We start from the raw sequence: 21,694 nt of genomic DNA, 5'->3' as shown, positions 1-21,694 counted from the left end.
CTACCATGGTAAGTTCTCATCGACAGCACGCTCCGTGTTTAGAGGCGCTGCGGCCGATTAGTTTACTTTATCCTCAGCGGGTTGTCTTTCTACTAAGGAGGCATTTTCTGAAAAAGCCTCATTTTGCGCCATTTCGGCCAAACCAATCGAGATAGGTTTCTTCACCTCAACCCCGAGCTGCTTGAAGCTTTCGGCCTGACGAATCACGTTGCCACGGCCTGTGACTAGCTTGTTCATCGCGCCTTGATAGCTTTGATTAGCTCTATCTAACGAGCTACCAAGGCCTTCCATGTCATCAACAAACAAGCGCAGTTTGTCGTAAAGTTTACTTGCACGTTCTGCAATGACTTGTGCGTTCTGGTTCTGTCTTTCATTACGCCACAGATTATCAATGGTACGCAGTGCCACCAGCAAGGTCGTTGGGCTGACCAAGATGATGTTTTGCTCCATCGCGTCTTTCACCAAGCTAGGGTCGGCTTGAATCGCGACTTGGAATGCGGGTTCGACAGGGATAAACATCAACACATAGTCCAAGCTCTGAATACCTTTAAGTTGATGATAATCCTTCTGGCTCAGTCCTTTAATGTGCGCTCTCAGTGACACCAAGTGATCACGCAGTGCCGCATCACGCTGTTGATCGGTTTCTGCATTGAAGTAGCGCTCAAACGCCACCAACGCCATTTTCGAATCCACCACCACTTGCTTACCTTGTGGCAAATGGACTATCACATCAGGCTGATAACGCTTGCCAGCATCGTTCTGGAGATTCACTTGCGTTTGGTATTCATGGCCTTCTCGCAACCCAGATTCAGCAAGCACACGCGCCAAGACCACCTCACCCCAGTTACCTTGCTGCTTGTTGTCGCCCTTGAGCGCCTGAGTCAGATTAACCGCTTCTCGCGTCATGCTCTCGTTGAGGCGCTGTAGGTTTTTCAGCTCATGCACTAAGGTGTGGCGCTCTTTGGCTTCTTGGCTAAAGCTGTCATTAACCTGCTTCTTGAAGCCTTCTAACTGCTCCCTCAACGGCGACAGCAGTCCTTCTAGGCTCTGCTTGTTCTGTTGGTCGACCTTAGCGGTTTTAGTTTCAAACAACTGATTAGCAAGATGCTCGAACTGTTGCTTCAAGCGTGATTCCGCTTGTTCTAGCAACTGCAGCTTTTCGCTATTGGCGAGGTTTTCTTGGTCATGCCTTGCCTCTTGCTCGCGAAGTTCGGCTTCCAATTCAGATTTATGGTCTTTCAGCACATTGATCTCATCGGCATACTGCTGACGTTCTTGCTTCACCGCCTCAAAGTAGCGAAGCTTTTCCATCGCAGCCATCACCTTACCGTGCGCTTGCTTAAGTTCGAATGCGGCTTTATCTCGGTCGTCATCCAACTCATCAAGCTCTTGTTGCGCCTCTGCGAGCGACGATTTGAGCTGAGACTGCTGAGATTCATGCAACAAACGATCGGACTCTAGTTGCTGCTCGAGCAATCGCTGCTGAAAAGAGAGCTTCTGTTTAACCCACCAACCCACGACACCACCACTGACGAGCGCGCCAGAAATTGCAGCAATAAGCGTTGCCTGATGTTCGATAATCCATTGCATGATAATGATTTTGCCTAATTGGAAATAACTCATTAAATGGTATTTTGATACTGGATAAATGTCCAGTTTGCCGTATTAAAATTCGACAGATAGACTAAGCGCTCCGTATTCTGTCCCATCAAATTAGAATGAGTTGCTATGAACGAACGTCGTGCCTTGGGCTTTGGTCTTTCCGCAGTGCTACTGTGGTCAACGGTCGCTACTGCTTTTAAGCTGACCCTTGCTGAGTTTTCACCGATTCAAATGCTGACTATTGCCAGCATTGTGTCGTCGATTGCGCTGTTCGCCGTTTGCGCCTTTCAAGGTAGGCTTTCTCAGCTTAGTACTACGTTTCTTTCAAATCCTTGGTACTACCTGCTGCTCGGTTTGGTTAACCCGCTGGCTTACTACCTGATTCTATTCAAAGCATACGACCTGCTGCCCGCTTCTCAAGCTCAAGCTATTAACTACAGCTGGGCAATCACCCTAACTTTAATGGCAGCGGTTTTTCTAGGACAAAAGATTCGTAAACAAGATTGGATTGCGTGTACCTTCAGCTATGCAGGTGTCGTGGTCATCGCCACCAAAGGTGACGTGTTAGGCATGCAGTTCGATAGCCCACTTGGTGTGGCATTAGCTCTGCTTTCAACTCTACTTTGGGCTGGCTACTGGATTCTCAACACAAAAAACAAGGCTGACCCTGTGGTAGGTGTACTGCTTGGATTCTTAGTGGCGTTGCCATTCGCGATTGGTTTAACCATTTACGAGGGCGAAAGCTTTAGCCAAATCACGGCGAAGGGTTGGATGGCGGTGACTTACGTTGGCCTATTTGAGATGGGTATTACCTTTGTATTGTGGCTATCGGCACTGAAACTGACCAACAACACGGCACGTATCAGTAACCTAATTTTCGCCTCACCGTTTATCTCGTTGATGCTACTTTCAACCATTATCGGCGAAGAAATCCACCCCGCGACACTGTTTGGTTTGGTGTTGATCATTGCCGGTTTGGTGATTCAACAGATCAAGTTTTCAAAAAACAAGACCGTTGCTAATGAGAACTAAAAGCGTCGATTGACTGCGAAAACCATCAATTTAGTTACTTTAACTCTGGATTAGATACAAAAATGGCGAGTCATATGACTCGCCATTTTTATGTAACCTGAACTAATGGATAAGCGAAGTACTTACACCCACTGACCTGCTGCAAAACCAGAACTCCAGCACCATTGGAAGTTATAGCCACCCAACCAGCCCGTCACGTCCATCACTTCGCCGATGAAGTAAAGGCCAGACACGCTCTTACACTCCATGGTTTTTGAAGATAGATGGTTAGTATCGACGCCGCCTAAAGTCACTTCGGCAGTTCGGTAACCTTCTGTGCCGTTTGGTGCGATTTTCCAGTTCTCTAGGTGCTCGACAATGTCATTCAACTGCTTTTCGTTGAACTGCTTAAGCGGTTTGTCTTCCAGCTCTTTACGATCAATCAACACCTCTACAAAGCGCTTCGGCAGTGCTTTGGCCAAGGTGTTCTTCAAGCTCTGGTTTGGGTGCTTCTCGCGAGAATTCGCCAACAGTTCAGCCACATCAACCTCTGGTACTAGGTTAATTGAAACCGACTGACCCGCTTTCCAAAACGAAGAGATTTGCAGTACTGAAGGACCAGATAGGCCACGGTGCGTAAACAGCAGTGCTTCTTTGAATAAGGTACCGTCTTGCGCCGTGATCTCCGCAGGAATCGCGATACCAGAAAGCTCAGCGAAATCTTCTTTGTCTTCTTTATGTAGAGTGAACGGCACTAAACCCGCTGTAGTCGGCATGACTGATAAGCCGAACTGCTCTGCAATCTTATAGCCAAATGGCGTCGCGCCGAGCTTAGGCATCGATAAACCACCTGTCGCGACAACTAGCGAGTCACACTCAACTTCATCGGTATTAAGGTGCATTTTGAAGCCAGAATCAGTCTTTTCGATTGAGTGAACATCACAACGATAGCGTTGTTCAACTTTCACTTGCTTACACTCTTCAAGCAACATGCTCACGATGTCTTTTGCGGTGTGGTCATTCACACAGAACAATTGCCCGTGATCGCGCTCTTCGAACTCAATGCCGTACTTGCTCACCATCGAGATAAAATCCCAGTTGGTGTATTGAGATAAAGCTGACTTCACGAAGTGAGGGTTGTTACAAAGGAAGTTGTTCGCTGAAACGTCATAGTTAGTGAAGTTACAACGACCACCACCTGAGATTAAAATTTTTCTGCCTGGCTTTTTCGCATGATCAACCACCAGCACTCGTCGGCCGCGTTTACCAGCTTCCGCAGCACACATTAAGCCTGCGGCGCCCGCACCAATCACGATTACATCAAATTTTTCACTCATTGTGGTTCTGCTTTCTTCACTTTTGCATCACGAGTACACCCTGTTCTCGAAATGCCATCAATAAAAAAGGATGTGCATAAACAGCACATCCTTACTAATTGCTCGCTATTTTAGCGTCAATTTTTAACTTTGCAATTGATGTTCAATTGTACAAATCGCAGACAGCTGCGATTAGGCTACTGAGCTTAACGAACAAACAACCGACACTCTATATCACACGTACTGGATCGCCTAGACGATAAACGACGACAATAACGTCACACCAAGTAGGGCAGAAGAGAGTATGAATAACTGTCTTACACGATCACACTTGGAAGTGAACACTTCGTCATGGTGATGGTGATACTCTTTGCTTTTAATGTAACTAAACAAGCGGACTTGTTTGGTCATATTGCCATGAGTTGTGAAGAACCCACCTCCATCTACTTGTTGATAAAGCAGAGGATGTGCTTCTCGCATAATATAAATAAGTGTTCTTAGCGCAGTAAAATAACGCGCCCAGTTCACACAAGTCACAACCATTAGTGCAAATAGAATAGTGTCGCCGCTGATCATCCTTTCCTCCCTACATCTTCATAAGAAAACTCAAAAGAAAAAGATAATCAGTGTCTTTCTCGTACTACCTAAACGGCAGGAGCTTCCATAATTGAAGATGAACCATCTTTTGCCAATTGCGCTAGGTCTTTATCAATAAAGAACAGTGCTTTACCGTCTTCACCAACAAGTTCTAGCTTATCCAATACACCTTTAAACAACTTCTCTTCTTCGTGTTGCTCTGCAACGTACCATTGCAGGAAGTTAAAGGTTGAGTAGTCTTGTGTGCTGAAAGCAACGTGAGCCAGTTTGTTGATCTTTTCAGTAATCATCTGCTCATGTTCATAAGTTTCACGGAACACTGCGCCAAGGCTTTCGAATTCGTGTTTTGGTGCTTCAATTGCACCTAGAATTGGCATTGCACCTGTCTCACTTACGTAAGTGAAAAGACGCTGCATATGCTCCATTTCTTCTACCGCATGAACACGCAGAAACTCGGCTGCACCTTCAAATCCTTTGTCTTCACACCAAGCACTCATTTGTAAGTATAGATTGGATGAGAAAAATTCTAGGTTAATTTGATCATTCAGTTGCTCAACCATAGTTTTTGACAGCATTTAAGACTCCTAATTACATCCTCAATTTTCTCTACTATATCACTATTTTATTAATATCTCGCAGAGCATTAGTTAACCAATTTTGAATCATCACTACGCAAGACAGTGGATATGAGATCACTTCAGCAAAAAAAGCCATCGCATAGTGCTAATCTTTAATCAGACAATGAATAAAGGAGGTAGCGATATGAGTTACAAACATATTTTGGTCGCAGTCGATTTATCAGATGACAGCAAATTAATTGTGGATAAAGCGGTAGCATTGGCAAAGCCATTGGAAGCCAAAGTCTCTTTTATCCATATCGACATTAACTACGCAGAGCTCTATACCGGCCTGATTGATATCAACATGGCCGAAACCCAACACAACGCGATGGAAGCCTCTCGTATTCAACTGCAAAACTTTGCCGAACACGCTCAATACCCAATCACTCACACCTTAGTGGGCAGTGGTGACCTGAGCCACGAGCTGTGTGACACCATCAACGAGTTCAATGTGGATTTAGTGGTTTGCGGACACCATCAAGATTTCTGGAGCAAACTGCTCTCTTCAACACGCCAACTGATCAACGCCTCACCGGTTGATATGCTGGTCGTGCCTCTAAGAGATTCAGAAGACTAATGATTTAAGGTTAGGTAACATACAGCTCATATCTTATTAACGAAGTTTTACTATGAGCTATTTAGCTGGTGTTACCCTCCTATGGGCCTTCTCTTTTAGCCTGATCGGCGTCTACCTTGCAGGTCAGGTTGATTCTTGGTTTTCAGTACTAATGCGCGTTGCCCTTGCGGGTATCGTGTTCCTTCCTTTCCTTAAATTCCGCGGTGTGTCACGCAAACTGATCGGAAAGTTAATGGCGATTGGCGGTATCCAGCTTGGCCTGATGTACTGCTTCTACTATCAATCCTTCTTGCTACTATCTGTACCCGAAGTCCTTCTGTTTACTGTCTTTACCCCAATCTACGTCACCCTGATTTATGACTTTCTTAAAGGACAATTCTCACCTTGGTACTTAGTGACAGCTGCAATTGCGGTGTTGGGCGCTGTGTTCATTAAGTTCGCAGGTATCAACGACAACTTTTTAGTCGGCTTCCTTGTCGTGCAAGGCGCGAACCTATGTTTTGCTATCGGTCAGGTGGGCTACAAGGTGGTGATGGAGAATGAACCCACTGAGCTGCCTCAACACACGGTATTCGGCTACTTCTACTTAGGTGCTTTGTGTGTGGCTTCAGTTGCTTTCATGCTGCTGGGCAACCCTGAAAAACTGCCAACCACCACACTTCAATGGGGGATCCTGATCTACCTAGGTTTAATTGCTTCAGGTTTAGGTTACTTTATGTGGAACAAAGGTGCATGCATGGTGAATGCAGGTGCGCTTGCAGTAATGAACAACATCCTAGTGCCTGCTGGCTTGGTGGTGAACATTCTGATCTGGAATAGAGACGTCGACTTGGTTCGACTGTCGATTGGTGGCGGGGTTATCTTGCTTTCACTGTGGGTCAACGAAACTTGGGTGAAGAAGCGTGTCGCGAGATCCGCTAGCAACGCTTAATTGGCTTGATTTGAATCGATTTTGAGTTACCCCAGAAAGCAAAAGAGCGACCTTAGGTCGCTCTTTTTAATTGGGTGATATCATTACAATCAGTGAATATGGTTCACGGCCATCGATGGGCTTTCTGTGAAAACAACGTCATCAAGTTGTAGGTTGATGCGTTCCAATTTGCTTTCCATCTTCTGACTCTTCTTAAACAGCTTTTGCTGCTTCTTAATCATCTTCGCCAGTTTCTTATTGTACTTCTCTTGCTTCTTCGCGGCTTTCTTCGCTCGCTTAAGCTCTTTTTTCTCACCACTGTTCGCCATGAGCTTTTTCAACTTGGCTTTTTTCAATGATGGTTTCTTAGCAATACTAGTAACGCTAGGGTCAAACATTTGAACGGCTGAATCAGGCGTATCCACAACCTCAGCCAGTGTTATTTCAGGCTTAGGCAGCGTTTCAGCCAACAGACCACAAGCCGCTTTCTCTTCGGCAGGTTTGTTTTGACAGCCAATTGGTGGAATTGCGGTTGGTTTGCATAGGTTCGCTTCGTCCGCCGATGAACGTGCACAAGAGCGGCACACAAACTTTGGCTGCGTAACCAAGCTGTGGATCTCGCCTAGGTGTTCGGTAATATCTCGACGGTTTAACTTACAAAAGCGTTTAGCCATGCTACAACTCCAGCTAAGAATAATAATGATTCTTAGTTAGATATACATCCGTAACGCGACTATCGCAAGTGTTAAATGGTGATTTATCGTATTTATGACGGGAAATTTTCTTAGCGTGTTGCTAAGTTATTGATGCTTTACTTAAGTCATTGATGCTTTCACATAGACGTCAAAACGGTTCTTTTTGGTTTCGATCGCCATACTCGGTTTTTGCTCATCTAACCATGCTGCGTAATCGGGTCTTTTCACCACAACTCGTTTTGATGCCAACTTCATTGCAGGTGCCAACAAACCATCAGCATCTAAATCTGCACCGACCAAAGATTGGAATACACGCATCTCTTTTTTAACCAGAGCCGATTTCTTTTTGTTCTCAGGGTGCGGGTACATTGGATCAAGATACACCACATCTGGCTGCTCGAAGTTAGGATCATTACTGAGCTTATCTAACGCATCATGGCTTGAAGCGTGAATCAACTTCATACGCTCGCTTACCCAATCACCGATGTCTGGGTCTTGCTGGGCGCGTTGTAAGCCATCATCCAGCAAAGCTGCCACTACTGGGTGACGCTCTACCATTTGTACCTTACAACCGAGAGAGGCCAACACAAACGCGTCGCGACCTAAGCCAGCCGTACCATCAAGAATGGTTGGCGTAGCCCCTTTGTTTAAGCCTGCCGCCTTAGCGATCGCCTGACCTTTGCCACCACCAAACTTACGTCTGTGACCAACCGCGCCGCCGACTAAATCAACAAAGATAGCGCCAAGCTTAGGTTCGTCCACTTTGCGTAACTCAAGTCGTTCGTCAGTCAGCACCAAAGCAAATTCGCTGTTTTCATCATGAGATAAATTCCAACGGGTCGCTAAGTCATTTAAATGATCGATTTGGGTAGCATCTTCGCAAATCAGTTGTAGTTGCAAGGTCGTCTCCAACAGACAGTAGTATTCAAAACAAAAGAGGCAACCAGTTTACCTGATTGCCTCAACAATACATATTAACGGAGCAAACTATTCGTTCTCAAAGCCATTAGCGCTGCAAGTGGCTAGCACCAAAGAATACTCATCGTGTCGCTTGGTTTACTTTAATCGAGGTGCTCTAGCGCTCGCTCTTTCTGTAACTCTTCAACCAGTTCCGCAAGCGGCTTAGGTCGACCAATGATGTAGCCTTGTGCGTAGTTCACACCAAGCTCAATCAGCTTGTCGATAATCTGGGTGTTTTCAACAAATTCAGCCACCGTGTATTTGCCCATTTGCTTGGCTAAATCATTGATCGAACGAACCATCACATGGTCCATCTCGTTGACATCAATATCACGCACAAACAGACCATCGATCTTCACAATATCAACCGGAAGCTTCTTCAAGTAACCAAACGACGATAAACCAGAACCGAAATCATCCAGTGCAATCATGCAACCAAGCTCTTTAATACGAGTGAAGAACTTTATCGCCTGCTTCATGTTACTCATCGCAGCCGTTTCGGTGATCTCCAAACAAATCTTATGACACGGTATCGACGAGTTGCTCAAGCTATCTATCAGGAATTCAACAAACTCTCGGTTACCCATCGAGTGACCAGAAAGGTTGATTGAGCACATCCCTAGCTCATCAATCAGATGTGGGCGTTGCTCTAACCAGTTCAGCGTTTGCCCCACCACTTGGCGGTCAATCAAGTGCGCGATGTTATAGCGCTCAGAGGCTGGCATGAAGATCCCCGGAGAGATGTACTCCCCTTTGATGTTCTTGATGCGCACCAATATTTCAAAGTGCATTTTCTCGCTTTCTTCGTCTAAGCCAAGAATACGCTGTGCAAACAACTCTAAGCGATCATTGGCCAAGGCTTCATGCACTAGGTTCACGCACTCCATCTCTAGGTGACGACGACGTAGGTCTTCATCATCTTGATGGTAAAGGTTATAGCGGTTACGACCTTCTTCTTTGGCCGCATGACACGCTGCATCGGCTTGAGCATGCACCATCTGCGGTGAAGCCGCGGTATGGTCAATCAATCGAATGCCGATAGAACAAGTCAGATTGAGGCGAATATCATCCCACAAGAACGGATTCTCACTCATCATCGAGATAATACTGCGACACACATTCACAGCGTCGCGTTCGGTACAGTCTTTAATTAATACTGCAAACTCGTCACCACCCATTCGTGCCAACACCGCATTGTATGGCAGCACATCTTCGAGCAGTTGAGCGCTAAACAAGATCGCCGCATCGCCCGCTTCATGTCCTGCGGTGTCGTTCAAGACTTTCAATTGGTCTAGGTCTAAGAACAACATCGCATGGGTACGCATGTGGCTCTCAACCTCTTTCAGCGCCTTTTGCAACTCTTGCTCAAAGTGGTTGCGGTTAAAGGTGTCAGTCAACAGATCGTACTGTGCTTGATACTCTAGCTTTTCAGACAACTCGTGTGTTTCGGTGATATCTTCACCCACAATCAGTAGCTGATCAGACTCCACCAGCGGGCGGATATTTTCTCGAATCCAGATTGTGCTGCCATCGGCATGACGATATTCAATATCACGACGCCACACACCACGAATCTTGTGCTGTGGTTGCAGCAGAATATGACGAGGAATCATCGCGTTCTCGTCAACATAGAATTCTCTAGGGCGATGGCCTAGTAGCTGATCCAGTGGGTAACCCAATAACTCTTCGGCAAACTGGTTCACTTGTTGAATGCGGTTATTACCATCGAGGGTAATCATCATCACGGGCTGTTTGTCGTAATACAGTTTTAGGTTCGCTTCACGTTGGAACAGCTTATTTTCCGCAAGCTTACGTGAGGTGACATCACGCGCTTCAAACAAGAACTGAATATCGTCTTCTTCCGTGCCCGGCATTGGCTTCAGTGAAATATCCAAAACCATCGCACCACGGTCGCGACACCACACCTCAGCCTCAAATCTAAGAGCTGGATGTTCACCTTTTGCGGCGAAGTATTCTCTCAACACCTCACCAGCGGAATCTTCCCAGTGTTGATGTTGTTGAAGCGGCGTTCCCAATTTATAGCCTTGATTGTAAAGCAGCTCATGCAGTTTGCTGTTACTCGACAACAATACGCCGCCCTTATCGATGATGCCCATAAATTGCAGGCTCTGATCGAATATCGATTCAAGCAGTCGTTGGCTTTGGCGACTGGCACGTTCGCTCTTTTTGAGGCGATTAAGGTAATACACCAACACCGCGATAACACACGACATGCTCAAGAACATTAAGCCGATGGTGCGAATTTCATCTCGGTAGCGCATTAAGAATGACTTAGGCTTGTTGAGGAATGTCACCGAGGCTTCATTTTCAGCGCCCAAATCCCAACGAGAGATCTGTTGATAATCGAGTTTGATTTCCGGAGCGCCAGCCACCACTAACGGTAATGGCTCATCAGGGTGATTCAACACATTCAATAACACACGTCCGGTGTCTCGACCTTGCGTTTCGCCACTTTGAATTACACCACCAATCGCACCAAAACCAAGCCCCAAATCGTGCACCATATACAGTGGCATCTGGGTCTTAATATTCAGTTGTCGCCAATCTTCATCGCTGCTCACTCGGCCTTGAGCATCGCGGTAATAGGCCCAAAACAGTAAACTTTTACCTAGATCAGCACGTTGAGAAAATTCCATTAGTTCTTGGTAAGAATCCGGCACATAGTGCTCAACGAGATCAGAAAAATCCGGATGAGTTTTGATGAAAAGATCGATTTGAGAACGAATCGCCTCACCCGTGACCGAGTGATCAGTAACTATGTAGATCTTCTTTACGGTCGATTGAAGACGCTTAACCAGCTCAATATTGCCCACTAAGTCGATATCTTCGGTGATGCCCGTCGCGTTCAAACCTTCGATCATTTTAGGGGAGAAATTGTTAATACCACCAAAGATGACTGGTGTGCCCTTGAGATCAGGCGCAAGACGCTTCATTAGGTTGAGTGCGTTGTTATCACTAACGACAATCGCTGCAAATTCTTCATGCTGCAGCTTGGTGTGATAAAGCTGATACACACGCTCTAGGTATTCTGGGTTTTGAGTACGTTTACTATCGAGATAAACGACACGGTAAGACAACCCATCACGATCGAGCTCGTCTGATAATCCTTTATGAAAATCATCCGTCCAGAAAAAACCTTGATGGTAGGAATGGATCACCAATACATCTTTTGTCTGCGCCGAAGCAAATACGCTCCAACACATCGCAATAAATAACACCCAAAATCGCACTGAATTCACCCTAACATCATCGTTGCTGCTAATATTATCACCCTTGGCTATGATATGTACTCTAGCCAATATATTTTCATTAAATCTAAGGGTTAAGCATGTCCACAACCACCGCTCGTCTCGATGACCTAGACCGTGCCATTCTGAAAACCTTAATGGAAGATGCTCGTACGCCTTATGCCGAGATGGCAAAGCAGTTTGACGTAAGCCCTGCGACCATTCACGTCCGTATCGAGAAAATGAGATCGGCCGACATTATTGAGCGTACCGAGGTTGTGGTAAATACCAAAAAACTGGGTTACGACGTGTGTTGCTTTATTGGTATCAACCTCAATGCTGCCAAAGATTACCACTCGGCGATCGCCAAGCTGAATGCCTTAGATGAAGTGGTTGAGGCGTATTACACCACTGGTGCTTACAATATCTTTGTAAAGCTGATGTGTAAGTCTATTGAAGAGCTGCAGTTTGTACTGATCGATAAGCTGCAAGCGATCGATGAAGTTCAGTCGACAGAGACACTGATTTCATTACAGAACCCTATCAACCGCAATGTGAATCCATAATCGTTTGATAAATCGATACAAAAAGAGCCTCACAAGGAGGCTCTTTTACATTCTGGTCAGCACTATATTAAGCGCTGATACCCGCATGACGCAGCATCGCATCGATTTGTGGCTCACGACCACGGAAGCGTTTGAACAGCTCCATCGGCTCTTCACTGCCACCCATCTCAAGGATGTTGTTTAGGAAGCGATTACCGGTTTCAGTATTGAAGATGCCCTCTTCTTCAAACGCAGAGAACGCATCTGCTGAAAGCACTTCTGCCCATAGGTAGCTGTAGTAACCCGCGCTGTAACCACCAGCAAAGATGTGACCAAAGCTATGAGAGAAACGGTTCCAATCTAAGCTTGGCAATACCGATACCTTAGATTTCACGTCTGCTAGCGTTTCGAGTACGCGAGCTCCCACTTCTGGGTCGTACTCTGTGTGTAACGTAAAGTCGAATAAACCAAGCTCTAGCTGACGCAGGATAAACATCGCTGATTGGAAGTTCTTCGCTGCCAGCATCTTCTCTAGCATCTCTTTTGGTAATGCTTCACCCGTTTCGAAGTGACCCGAGATAAATGACAGCGCTTCTTCTTCCCAACACCAGTTTTCTAAGAACTGACTTGGTAGCTCAACCGCATCCCAAGGTACACCATTGATACCCGCAACTGCGCCCGCTTCAACTTGCGTTAGCATGTGGTGGATACCGTGGCCAAACTCGTGAAACAGAGTCACGACTTCATCGTGAGTAAACAGTGCTGGCTTATCACCAACTGGCTTGTTGAAGTTACACGTTAGGTAAGCGACTGGTGTTTGTAGATCGCCAGATTCAGTAATACGACGACCACGACAGTCATCCATCCAAGCTCCGCCACGTTTGTGTTCACGTGCGTATAGGTCTAGGTAGAAGCTACCGCGCAGTGCACCTGTCGCATCAAAGATATCAAAGAAGCGAACTGACTCATGCCATGTATCGACGCCTTCACGCTCTGTTACCGACATACCAAACACACGATTCAGTACCTCAAACAGGCCTGAAACCACGTTCGATTCCGGGAAGTAAGGACGAAGCTCTTCATCAGAGATCTCAAACAGGTTCTGCTTCTGTTTTTCGCTGTAGTAAGCGATATCCCACAGGTTTAGTTCAGAAACACCAAACTCTTTTTCCGCAAACTGACGCAACTCTTCAACTTCGCGTTCACCTTGTGGTTTTGCTTTTACTGCTAGGTCGTTTAGGAAGCCAAGAACCTGATCTGGCGTTTCAGCCATTTTAGTCGACAGTGACTTCTCGCTGTAGGTGCTAAAGCCCAGCATACGAGCGATCTCGTGACGCAGTTTAAGCTGCTCTGTGATGATCTCAGTGTTGTCCCACTTACCGGCATTTGGACCGCGATCCGAAGCACGAGTTACGTAAGCTTCGTACAACTCTTTACGTAGTTCTTGGTTATCACAGTAAGTCATCACAGGTAGGTATGATGGGATATCTAGAGTCAGTAGGTAACCGTCTTGCTCTTTAGACTCCGCTGCCGCTTGAGCTGCCGCCAGTGCTGATTCAGGCATACCCGCTAATTCAGCGACGTCTGTGATCTGCTTGCTCCAACCCATGGTTGCATCAAGTACGTTGTTCGAGAATTGAGAGCCTAGCTCAGACTGGCGCTTGCTGATCTCGCCGTAACGGTGCTGCTCGTCTGCTGGCAAGCCAATGCCTGACAGTTCGAAGTCACGCAGTGCGTCTGTTATGGTTTTTTGTTGAGCTCGGTTTAATGCTGAGAATGCTTCACTCGCCTTGATCGCTTTGTACGCTTCAAACAAGCCTTTGTGTTGACCAACCCAAGTGCCGTACTCAGACAATACTGGCAAACAGCTCTCATACGCTTCTCGCAGTTCGTCGCTGTTCACAACAGAGTTCATGTGGCTTACTGGTGACCAAATACGGCCTAAACGATCATCCACTTCTTCAATCGGAGCAACTAGGTTGTCCCAGCTTGGTGAAGTATTACCTTCAAGTACTTGTTCTATCTTGTTGCGACACGCTTCAATCACTTGCTCAACCGCTGGCTTAACGTGCTCAGGTTTGATTTGTGAAAACGGAGGTAAGTCCGTGAAGGTTAATAGCGGATTAGACATATAAACATTCCTTTGGCTTTAGAGACTTTCGTCTTTTTTGTAATGAGGTCGTCTTACAGTCATCAGGCTCAGGTTCGCCCTAAAAAAATCACCTGCGAATAGTTATTAAATAGTGCCCAATAAAGCAAATTTCAATAGTAGAACCAATAACTAACCACATATTGCGAACGACTGTTCCTGAATTGTTCGAGAATTTATGTTCCATTGAGGGTTATAATGGTCTGATTAACCCCACCTACACTAACCACACTCTAAATCGAGAGTGTTACGAGAGTTTAATTTGTTAAGTTATCGCCACAGCTTCCACGCAGGTAACCATGCCGACGTAGTAAAGCATATCGTACAGAGCCTTATTCTTAATTCTTTGAAACAGAAGGATAAGCCTTTTGTTTATCATGACACTCACTCTGGTGTAGGTCGTTACGACTTAACGCATGAATGGTCTGAAAAAACTGGTGAATACAAGCAAGGTATTGCACGCGTGTGGGAGCAAAAAGACCTTCCTGAAGACATTCAAAGCTACCTTGAGTCTATCTCAACGCTAAACAACGGCGACAAGCTGCGCTACTACCCGGGTTCACCACGTGTTGCCCGTGCCCACCTGCGCGACCAAGACCGTATGGTACTAACTGAGCTTCACCCAGCCGATCACCCGCTGCTTGAGCAAGAGTTCCACCGCGATCGTCAGGTATCTATCTACAAAGAAGATGGTTTCCAACGCTTAAAAGGTAGCCTGCCACCAAAAGAGCGTCGTGGTTTGGTACTTATCGATCCGCCTTATGAGCTAGCAAGAGAGTACCGCGATGTAGTGACTGCGATTGCTCAAAGCCATAAGCGCTGGGCAACCGGTATCTACGCAATTTGGTACCCGGTAGTAAACCGTTGTGACATCGAAGACATGATCGAAGGCCTTGAAGGCTTAGGCATCAACAAGATTTTACAAATCGAACTTGGCGTATCACCAGACACCAACGAGCGTGGCATGACAGCATCAGGCATGATTGTTATCAACCCACCTTGGAAACTAGAAAGCCAAATGAACGAGATTCTTCCATTCTTGAAGGAAGCAATTGCACCGGCAACCGGTCACTTCAAAGTAGAGTGGATCGTACCCGAGTAATCTCGAATCCACATCATAGACTGAAGAATCTTCAACAGACTGTGATGTGGACGAATAAATTTTAAACAGGGAGATTGAGTTCAACCGATCTGCCCTCAATATAATAATTAGACAATTTAAGAATCTATAGGACGTAGGTATCCAGTGCTCTCACTGTGACTACAACCTTCAATAAATGGAGAAAGTAATGGCGACTCATTTTGATTACATCTGTATCGGTGGCGGTTCAGGCGGCATCGCATCAGCAAACCGCGCTGCTATGCACGGTGCAAAAGTTGCACTTATCGAAGCTCAAGACCTTGGCGGTACTTGTGTAAACGTTGGTTGTGTTCCTAAAAAGGTAATGTGGCACGGCGCTCAAGTAGCTGAAGCGATCAACCTATACTCTGAAGACTACGGCTTTGATGTTGACGTAAAAGGCTTCAACTGGGGCAAACTGGTTGAAAATCGCCAAGCGTACATTGGTCGTATCCACCAATCTTACGACCGCGTACTGGGTAACAACAAAGTAAACGTAATCAAAGGCTTTGCTAAGTTCGTTGATGAAAAAACTGTTGAAGTGAACGGTGAACACTACACAGCAGATCACATCCTGATCGCGGTAGGTGGTCGTCCAACGATTCCAAACATCCCAGGTGCAGAATACGGCATCGATTCAAATGGCTTCTTCGACCTGATGGAGCAACCAAAACGCGTTGCAGTTATTGGTGCTGGCTACATCGCGGTTGAAATCGCAGGCGTACTAAGCGCACTTGGAACAGAAACACACCTGTTCTGCCGTAAAGAATCTCCATTACGTAGCTTCGATCCAATGATCATCGAAACGCTAGTAGAAGTAATGGAAGCAGAAGGTCCAACACTTCACACGCACTCAGTGCCTAAAGAAGTTGTGAAAGAAGCGGACGGCACACTGACTCTACACCTAGAGAACGGCAACACTCAAAACGTTGACCACCTTATCTGGGCTATCGGCCGCCACCCAGCGACTGACGCTATCAACCTAGCATCAACTGGCGTTGAGACGAACGACCGTGGCTACATCAAAGTAGACGAGTTCCAAGCAACTAACGTTCCTGGCATCTACTGTGTTGGTGACATCATGGAAGGCGGTATCGAGCTAACTCCTGTAGCTGTTAAAGCAGGTCGTCAGCTTTCTGAGCGTCTATTCAACGGTCAAACCAACGCGAAGATGGACTACAAGCTAGTACCTACTGTTGTATTCAGCCACCCACCTATCGGCACGATCGGTCTAACGACTCAAGAAGCTGAAGAGCAGTACGGCAAAGACAACATCAAGGTATACACATCGGGCTTCACTGCTATGTACACAGCAGTAACTAAGCACCGCCAACCTTGTAAGATGAAGCTAGTATGTGCTGGCGAAGAAGAGACAGTAGTCGGCCTACACGGCATCGGCTTCACTGTTGATGAAATGATTCAAGGCTTCGGCGTTGCAATGAAGATGGGCGCAACCAAAGCAGACTTCGACTCTGTTGTGGCAATTCACCCAACGGGCAGCGAAGAGTTCGTAACTATGCGTTAACTCTTTGTAAGTCAAAGAAATATTATAAAAAGCCGACCTGTGTCGGCTTTTTTTGTTTTTTACCGCATGGTTAGAATGTTTATTAACCGAACAGCGTTTCACACCCTTAACTTGGAAGAAAGATCACACTACAATCGCGCGCTATAAAATTACACGCATAAAAATAACAAATAGCTCTATTACATAAAGGATGTACGAGTAATGAAAAAAGTGAGTATTCTCGCAGCAGCGATTGCAGTGGCTTTAACAGGTTGTGGTAGCGATAGTTCTAACTCAGGTGTAACAACACCGACAGAACCATCGACAACAACCAACAAATTTATCGATGCAGTTGTTGAAGGTATCTACTACAACACCAGTTCTGGATTAAACGGCGTTACGAATAGTGAAGGCGAATTTACGGCTAAAACTAGCGACACGGTTACCTTCTTCATCGGTGGTGAAAACGGCTTAAAAGTAGGTGCAGCATCAAACCGTGATGTACTGACTCCATTTGAAGCGGCGGGAAAATACGATCGAGCTCTGAATTTAGCAATCCTACTTCAGTCTTTAGATAACCAATTTGGTAACACTTCAGATGAAGTACTGACAATTCCAGATATGCTGCGTGCTCCTGATGCTGCTACGTTAGCGAAGATGAAAGATCTAAGTCTTGATGACCGCGATTCTGTTACAGATTTCCTGACAGCTGTAGGAGTAAGTTCAATTATCAGTGAATCTGAAGCATTAACTCATATGGAAAATGCATTCGGAGAAAAATCTGGAACCGTTCGTGGTAGTGATGAAGCGAACCCATTTGTAGCAAAAAATGGGCAATATATCCGCTCAATCATGGTGAGACAGTATGATATTGAAGATCCTATTAATAACCCTAATAAAAAGACCATCTTAGTTCACGCTGACAAAATGCTTCCAGAAACTGTGTTTGAAAATACACGTGGTATGCCCTACTTCACTTATCAAGATTCTGCCAATGGACTTTTAGTCGTTGCTGAAAGCGACTTTTTGTTATCAGGCGCAACAGCCGAAGGTCATATAAACTGTGAGCTGACGGGAGATTCAACAAATTGTAGTCAACAGGCTCACCCTAACTTCAGTCTAAACTCCCCATTTTCTTACCTTTTGATCGATAAAAGCAAAGAAGATACAACACCTAAAACAGAAAGTTACGGCTGGGTACCTTTCATTGAGGGCAACCAACAAGCTCTCAACCATTACACTCCAAATAAGCTAGAAGATGATCGAAATGAAGGTGATGTAACTCCTTCATACCAATATGAAACTCTTTCTGGTAGTTATGACCCAATTACAAAAATATACACTCAGGTTCGTTCAAAAACAGAGCTAAACGATCCATCAGATAAATCTAGTGAAGCAAAACGTATCGAAGAAAGTTTAAACTTCTTCTATCAAGTAGAAGCCCCTAACGACGAGAGATACGTAGATTTTACTGGTACTTGGGATACTACGCAGATTTGTGCTGATGGACAGAGCGCAGTGATGAGAATGGTATTTGATGCTGAAGGAGCTACAGTATCAGGACAAGAGTGTAATTCAAACTCGCCAGAGAATCTTGAAAACGCAGGCAATAAATATACATATGAAGAGCTTGCTGCAATTGACTACTGGTGGTTCAACACGACGGGACGCGCATCAAAAGCAACACTAACAGAGCTAAACTCAGTAGTACGCTTCTGTGATGATACAGACAATGGCTATGTTCCTGGTTCAGGAGCTCAATGTCCTGTTGATGAAAATGGCTACAGCCAAGAATACATCATCAAGTGGGAGTATCAACCAGCAGGTACCAGTTGGGATGAAGGGCTGTTAACTCGCCGAAAAATGACTCCAAGCGGAGTAACAACAGGTCATGTGAGCATCATGCAGAAAATCAACTAATCACTGAGTTAGTTTGATGACTTAATCAGAAACCAGAAGCTGTGCTTCTGGTTTTTTCATTTTTAAACCACATGAACCTTCAAACAACTATTAACGTAAATACCAAAACAAAGACCTATTAAGAACAGCAATGGAGTTTGTGATGAATCTACTAATTGAATCATTTGAAGGCGGGATTTACTTAGCTTACCAAGTCGTTGGCGAGCAAAAGCAGTTAATTAAGGACGACCACCAGCACCCAATGAAGTTTTTGAGTGTCAATCAAGCACGTGACCACTTTAGTGATCAAGGTGTGGCGTCGGCAACCCTCATTCATAACAGCGCTTATGATGAAATGTGTGGTGAACACTGTGGTAGCACACAACCGTTCGAGATTGATTTGAAGTGGAGTTAAATCAACTTCAAATCAATCGTGATCAAAATGGAAAGGCTTGCGTTGATGCAAGCCTTTTTCTTTTGGATCTCATTTCTTATCGTGCTGTGCGTTTTTGTCTGCGTTTGATGTTTTGCTCTTTTACAACAAAGTCGAACAATGGTGCGAACAGGTTAGCAAACAAGATAGCGAGCATAATGCCCTCTGGATAAGCAGGATTGAGCACTCGGATACCGACCGTCATTACACCAATCAAGATCCCGTAAGCCCACTTACTCTGATTAGTGAATGCCGCGGAAACCGGATCCGTTGCCATAAAGAAGGTACCAAATGCCACACCACCCAACACAAAGTGCCAGTAGAACGGCATCGAGAACATAGAGTTAGTCTCTGAGCCAATCCAGTTCATCAAGCTCGAAGTCACCACCAGACCAACAATCACACCCGCAACAATGCGCCAAGAGGCTATCTTCATCACAATCAGAATTACACCGGTCAGCATAATAAGCAGTGAAGACACTTCGCCCATCGAACCTGGAATATTACCGATGAAGGCATCCATCCAAGTGATAGCCTCACCTGTCATGTTGTTGATGAGTGACGAGCTTCCGCCTTCATACCACTGGCTCAGCGGAGTCGCTCCTGAATAGCCGTCAGCGGCTACCCAAACCAAACCACCTGACATGTTGGCAGGATAGGCAAAGTAAAGAAATGCTCGACCTGCGAGCGCAGGGTTAAGGAAGTTTCGCCCAGTACCACCAAACAACTCCTTGGCTACGACAATACCAAAGGTGATACCCAGAGCGGCCTGCCATAGCGGAATGGTTGGTGGAAGAATTAAAGCAAAGAGAACCGAGCTAACAAAGAAACCTTCATTCACCTCGTGCTTTCGCACAACCGCAAATAAGACTTCCCAAAAGCCACCAACCACAAATACCGTGGCATAAACGGGAAGAAAGTAGAGAGCACCGAGAAACATCTGGCTTCCCCATCCACTGGAGACTATAGCGTCAGCACTACCAAACGCCCACGATAAACGCCAACTGCTGTCGATGATGGAGGTAAGCTCTGCGCCAGAATAGGTCACAGTCAAACCCATCATGGCTTGATGACCTACGTTGTACATACCCCAGAACATTGCGGGAAAAGTTGCTAGCCACACCAGAATCATGATGCGTTTAAGATCTATACTGTCTCGAACATGGGTTATGCCGCGGTTTACGTTCCCGGGAGTATAAAAGATGGTCGCAAAAGCCTCATACACAGGATATAGCTTTTCGTACTTACCACCCGCTTCGAAGCGCGGAGCTACGTCTTCTAATCGTTTCTTCAAACTCATAATCTCAATCACCTTATTGCTTGAGTTATGGTTTTCTACGCATCAAAGGCTCTATTTGAACAATTTCTAACGATATTTAATCAAATTCGTTTTGAAGAAGTGAACATCAATAACTTAGACCAAGATTGAAAAAGAAAGATGTAAAAACAACAAAGCCCCAGCGATGGCTGAGGCTTGTTTGGTATTACTGTATGTCGGAGTTACTTCACACACATCACGTTAAGCAGTGAAGAGCCTTTCAATTGATTCACGTTACCGTTGGTAAACAGACCTTTCTTATCTGCGCCCCAATAAGGTAGATGCATTGGCCAGTTCTGTTTTTCCATAACCTTTGAACCTAAGATGCTCTGCCATTGCTTTTCAGTCATCAGCTTCATGTTAACCTGCTTACACACTAGCTCAGCACTGGCGTAATCTAGGCGACTCCAAGGCTTGCCTTGTTCCATGTAAAACTGCTGTTGGTGATCAAGAAGGTAAGGTATCGCATATTGAGAGCCCGCCACATTGGCCGTCACACGAATTTCGATATCAAGGTCGTTGTTTGAGCTTGTACCACTACTTGGGAACGCTTGAATTGCAGCAGCGCTGGTTGCCGCTTGAGTTGCAACCACAGGTTTCGGTGCTGGTTTAGCGACTGGCTTTGCCGGAGCTTTAGGCTTAACCGCTTTGGATTCGACGGCTTTAGGTGCTGCCGCTTTTGCAACGATAGGTTGTGATGAAGTTTTCGACTTATCAACCATACGAATAAAGGCTTCACCGTAACCCGGAACCTTACGTACTTGAGCTAGGTCTTTTCTCGCATCAGAGAAGGTAGAGTAAGGGCCGATTAAGCAACGGTAGTCACTTCCTTCCAGCTTCATCCAAACGTTAGTCGAGATCTTTTCATATAGAGGTTTTGCACGGTTCAGCGACAAAGGCTTGTTCAGCAGGCCACATTGAACCCAAAACAACTCGTTATCTGAATGGCGTTTAGGTGCCTTGCTACCCCAAACTCCTTTACCAATCGGACATGACTGCTCTAGCTGTGGTAATTGATTGGTGCTTGCCTGAGTAGCATCACATAGAACCGATTCTGCACTAACTTGGCTCGATACCAAAAGGGATGCAGCGATAAGCCCCATACGATAATTTCTCATCACAGCACGACATACAGCATTCATTGTCAATTTCATAACCACCACTTAAACCCTTACGGGTTAATTATTACC

At 45.6% G+C, this 21,694-nt stretch carries 18 protein-coding genes; 8 read left to right on the top strand and 10 right to left on the bottom strand.

The features are described 5' to 3' along the window. Positions 1-57: 57 nt before the first annotated feature. Positions 58-1,590 carry a DNA recombination protein RmuC gene (rmuC, locus tag FLM53_RS08350; RefSeq protein ID WP_176680676.1) on the bottom strand — a complete coding sequence of 511 codons (1,533 nt, stop codon included), beginning with the start codon at positions 1,588-1,590 and terminating at the stop codon, positions 58-60. Between the two features lie 138 nt (positions 1,591-1,728). Between rmuC and FLM53_RS08345 the strand changes: the two genes are divergently transcribed. After that, on the top strand, positions 1,729-2,634 hold the full coding sequence (locus tag FLM53_RS08345; RefSeq protein WP_176680675.1) for a DMT family transporter: 906 nt from the start codon (positions 1,729-1,731) through the stop codon (positions 2,632-2,634). A gap of 122 nt (positions 2,635-2,756) precedes the next feature. On the opposite strand, the gene FLM53_RS08340 is transcribed toward FLM53_RS08345, so the two are convergent. The 3 genes from FLM53_RS08340 to ftnA all read right to left on the bottom strand — a co-directional run bounded on the left by FLM53_RS08340 (position 2,757) and on the right by ftnA (position 5,101). Continuing rightward, a complete protein-coding gene (locus FLM53_RS08340; protein WP_176680674.1) occupies positions 2,757-3,950 on the bottom strand; it encodes an NAD(P)/FAD-dependent oxidoreductase in 1,194 nt (397 codons plus the stop codon). A gap of 231 nt (positions 3,951-4,181) precedes the next feature. Further along, on the bottom strand, positions 4,182-4,505 hold the full coding sequence (gene uspB / locus FLM53_RS08335; protein ID WP_009848060.1) for a universal stress protein UspB: 324 nt from the start codon (positions 4,503-4,505) through the stop codon (positions 4,182-4,184). 68 nt (positions 4,506-4,573) lie between these two features. Beyond that, entirely contained in the window at positions 4,574-5,101 is a 528-nt protein-coding gene (gene ftnA / locus FLM53_RS08330; RefSeq protein WP_017066029.1) for a non-heme ferritin, read from the bottom strand. A 187-nt stretch (positions 5,102-5,288) separates the two neighbouring features. On the opposite strand from ftnA, the gene uspA reads away from it, so the two are divergent. Both uspA and FLM53_RS08320 read left to right on the top strand, forming a co-directional pair. Beyond that, positions 5,289-5,723 (top strand): universal stress protein UspA, encoded by a 435-nt coding sequence (uspA, locus tag FLM53_RS08325; RefSeq protein WP_017631982.1) that lies wholly within the window; start codon positions 5,289-5,291, stop codon positions 5,721-5,723. A 52-nt stretch (positions 5,724-5,775) separates the two neighbouring features. Further along, positions 5,776-6,654 (top strand): carboxylate/amino acid/amine transporter, encoded by an 879-nt coding sequence (locus FLM53_RS08320; RefSeq protein ID WP_176680673.1) that lies wholly within the window; start codon positions 5,776-5,778, stop codon positions 6,652-6,654. A gap of 89 nt (positions 6,655-6,743) precedes the next feature. On the opposite strand, the gene FLM53_RS08315 is transcribed toward FLM53_RS08320, so the two are convergent. The 3 genes from FLM53_RS08315 to FLM53_RS08305 all read right to left on the bottom strand — a co-directional run bounded on the left by FLM53_RS08315 (position 6,744) and on the right by FLM53_RS08305 (position 11,512). Next, positions 6,744-7,307, bottom strand: a complete 564-nt coding sequence (locus FLM53_RS08315) for a hypothetical protein (protein WP_176680672.1) — start codon at positions 7,305-7,307, stop codon at positions 6,744-6,746. 141 nt (positions 7,308-7,448) lie between these two features. Continuing rightward, positions 7,449-8,228, bottom strand: coding sequence for a class I SAM-dependent methyltransferase (locus FLM53_RS08310; RefSeq protein WP_176680671.1), 780 nt, complete (start codon positions 8,226-8,228; stop codon positions 7,449-7,451). A 161-nt stretch (positions 8,229-8,389) separates the two neighbouring features. Then, positions 8,390-11,512, bottom strand: coding sequence for an EAL domain-containing protein (locus FLM53_RS08305; protein WP_176680934.1), 3,123 nt, complete (start codon positions 11,510-11,512; stop codon positions 8,390-8,392). A gap of 125 nt (positions 11,513-11,637) precedes the next feature. On the opposite strand from FLM53_RS08305, the gene asnC reads away from it, so the two are divergent. Continuing rightward, positions 11,638-12,102, top strand: a complete 465-nt coding sequence (asnC, locus tag FLM53_RS08300; RefSeq protein WP_008218581.1) for a transcriptional regulator AsnC — start codon at positions 11,638-11,640, stop codon at positions 12,100-12,102. A gap of 67 nt (positions 12,103-12,169) precedes the next feature. Here asnC and prlC read toward each other — a convergent pair whose 3' ends face one another. After that, entirely contained in the window at positions 12,170-14,212 is a 2,043-nt protein-coding gene (gene prlC, locus FLM53_RS08295) for an oligopeptidase A (protein ID WP_176680670.1), read from the bottom strand. Between the two features lie 280 nt (positions 14,213-14,492). On the opposite strand from prlC, the gene FLM53_RS08290 reads away from it, so the two are divergent. The 4 genes from FLM53_RS08290 (at position 14,493) to FLM53_RS08275 (ending at position 19,168) form a co-directional block, all read left to right on the top strand. Next, a complete protein-coding gene (locus FLM53_RS08290; RefSeq protein WP_123950607.1) occupies positions 14,493-15,332 on the top strand; it encodes a 23S rRNA (adenine(2030)-N(6))-methyltransferase RlmJ in 840 nt (279 codons plus the stop codon). Positions 15,333-15,519: 187 nt separating this feature from the next. Further along, positions 15,520-16,875: a glutathione-disulfide reductase gene (gorA, locus tag FLM53_RS08285; protein WP_161753144.1), complete on the top strand. Its 1,356-nt coding sequence runs from the start codon at positions 15,520-15,522 to the stop codon at positions 16,873-16,875. Between the two features lie 201 nt (positions 16,876-17,076). Continuing rightward, entirely contained in the window at positions 17,077-18,774 is a 1,698-nt protein-coding gene (locus FLM53_RS08280; RefSeq protein WP_176680669.1) for a hypothetical protein, read from the top strand. 130 nt (positions 18,775-18,904) lie between these two features. Then, positions 18,905-19,168, top strand: a complete 264-nt coding sequence (locus FLM53_RS08275; protein ID WP_256099344.1) for a DUF6482 family protein — start codon at positions 18,905-18,907, stop codon at positions 19,166-19,168. A gap of 76 nt (positions 19,169-19,244) precedes the next feature. On the opposite strand, the gene FLM53_RS08270 is transcribed toward FLM53_RS08275, so the two are convergent. After that, entirely contained in the window at positions 19,245-20,486 is a 1,242-nt protein-coding gene (locus FLM53_RS08270) for an NADH:ubiquinone reductase (Na(+)-transporting) subunit B (protein ID WP_176680668.1), read from the bottom strand. Between the two features lie 200 nt (positions 20,487-20,686). Beyond that, entirely contained in the window at positions 20,687-21,658 is a 972-nt protein-coding gene (locus FLM53_RS08265; protein ID WP_176680667.1) for an SPOR domain-containing protein, read from the bottom strand. Positions 21,659-21,694: the final 36 nt, after the last annotated feature.

It is taken from the genome of Vibrio sp. Scap24 (genome assembly GCF_013394185.1).
Classification (GTDB): Bacteria; Pseudomonadota; Gammaproteobacteria; order Enterobacterales; family Vibrionaceae; genus Vibrio; species Vibrio pomeroyi.
This window is presented reverse-complemented; position numbering and strand designations above follow the sequence as displayed.

Coding starts and splice junctions, on each gene's coding strand:
- rmuC (WP_176680676.1), bottom strand. CDS start 1,590: ATGCAATGGATTATCGAACATCAGGCAACGCTTATTGCTGCAATTTCT.
- FLM53_RS08345 (WP_176680675.1), top strand. CDS start 1,729: ATGAACGAACGTCGTGCCTTGGGCTTTGGTCTTTCCGCAGTGCTACTG.
- FLM53_RS08340 (WP_176680674.1), bottom strand. CDS start 3,950: ATGAGTGAAAAATTTGATGTAATCGTGATTGGTGCGGGCGCCGCAGGC.
- uspB (WP_009848060.1), bottom strand. CDS start 4,505: ATGATCAGCGGCGACACTATTCTATTTGCACTAATGGTTGTGACTTGT.
- ftnA (WP_017066029.1), bottom strand. CDS start 5,101: ATGCTGTCAAAAACTATGGTTGAGCAACTGAATGATCAAATTAACCTA.
- uspA (WP_017631982.1), top strand. CDS start 5,289: ATGAGTTACAAACATATTTTGGTCGCAGTCGATTTATCAGATGACAGC.
- FLM53_RS08320 (WP_176680673.1), top strand. CDS start 5,776: ATGAGCTATTTAGCTGGTGTTACCCTCCTATGGGCCTTCTCTTTTAGC.
- FLM53_RS08315 (WP_176680672.1), bottom strand. CDS start 7,307: ATGGCTAAACGCTTTTGTAAGTTAAACCGTCGAGATATTACCGAACAC.
- FLM53_RS08305 (WP_176680934.1), bottom strand. CDS start 11,512: ATGTGTTGGAGCGTATTTGCTTCGGCGCAGACAAAAGATGTATTGGTG.
- asnC (WP_008218581.1), top strand. CDS start 11,638: ATGTCCACAACCACCGCTCGTCTCGATGACCTAGACCGTGCCATTCTG.
- prlC (WP_176680670.1), bottom strand. CDS start 14,212: ATGTCTAATCCGCTATTAACCTTCACGGACTTACCTCCGTTTTCACAA.
- gorA (WP_161753144.1), top strand. CDS start 15,520: ATGGCGACTCATTTTGATTACATCTGTATCGGTGGCGGTTCAGGCGGC.
- FLM53_RS08280 (WP_176680669.1), top strand. CDS start 17,077: ATGAAAAAAGTGAGTATTCTCGCAGCAGCGATTGCAGTGGCTTTAACA.
- FLM53_RS08275 (WP_256099344.1), top strand. CDS start 18,905: ATGGAGTTTGTGATGAATCTACTAATTGAATCATTTGAAGGCGGGATT.
- FLM53_RS08270 (WP_176680668.1), bottom strand. CDS start 20,486: ATGAGTTTGAAGAAACGATTAGAAGACGTAGCTCCGCGCTTCGAAGCG.
- FLM53_RS08265 (WP_176680667.1), bottom strand. CDS start 21,658: ATGAAATTGACAATGAATGCTGTATGTCGTGCTGTGATGAGAAATTAT.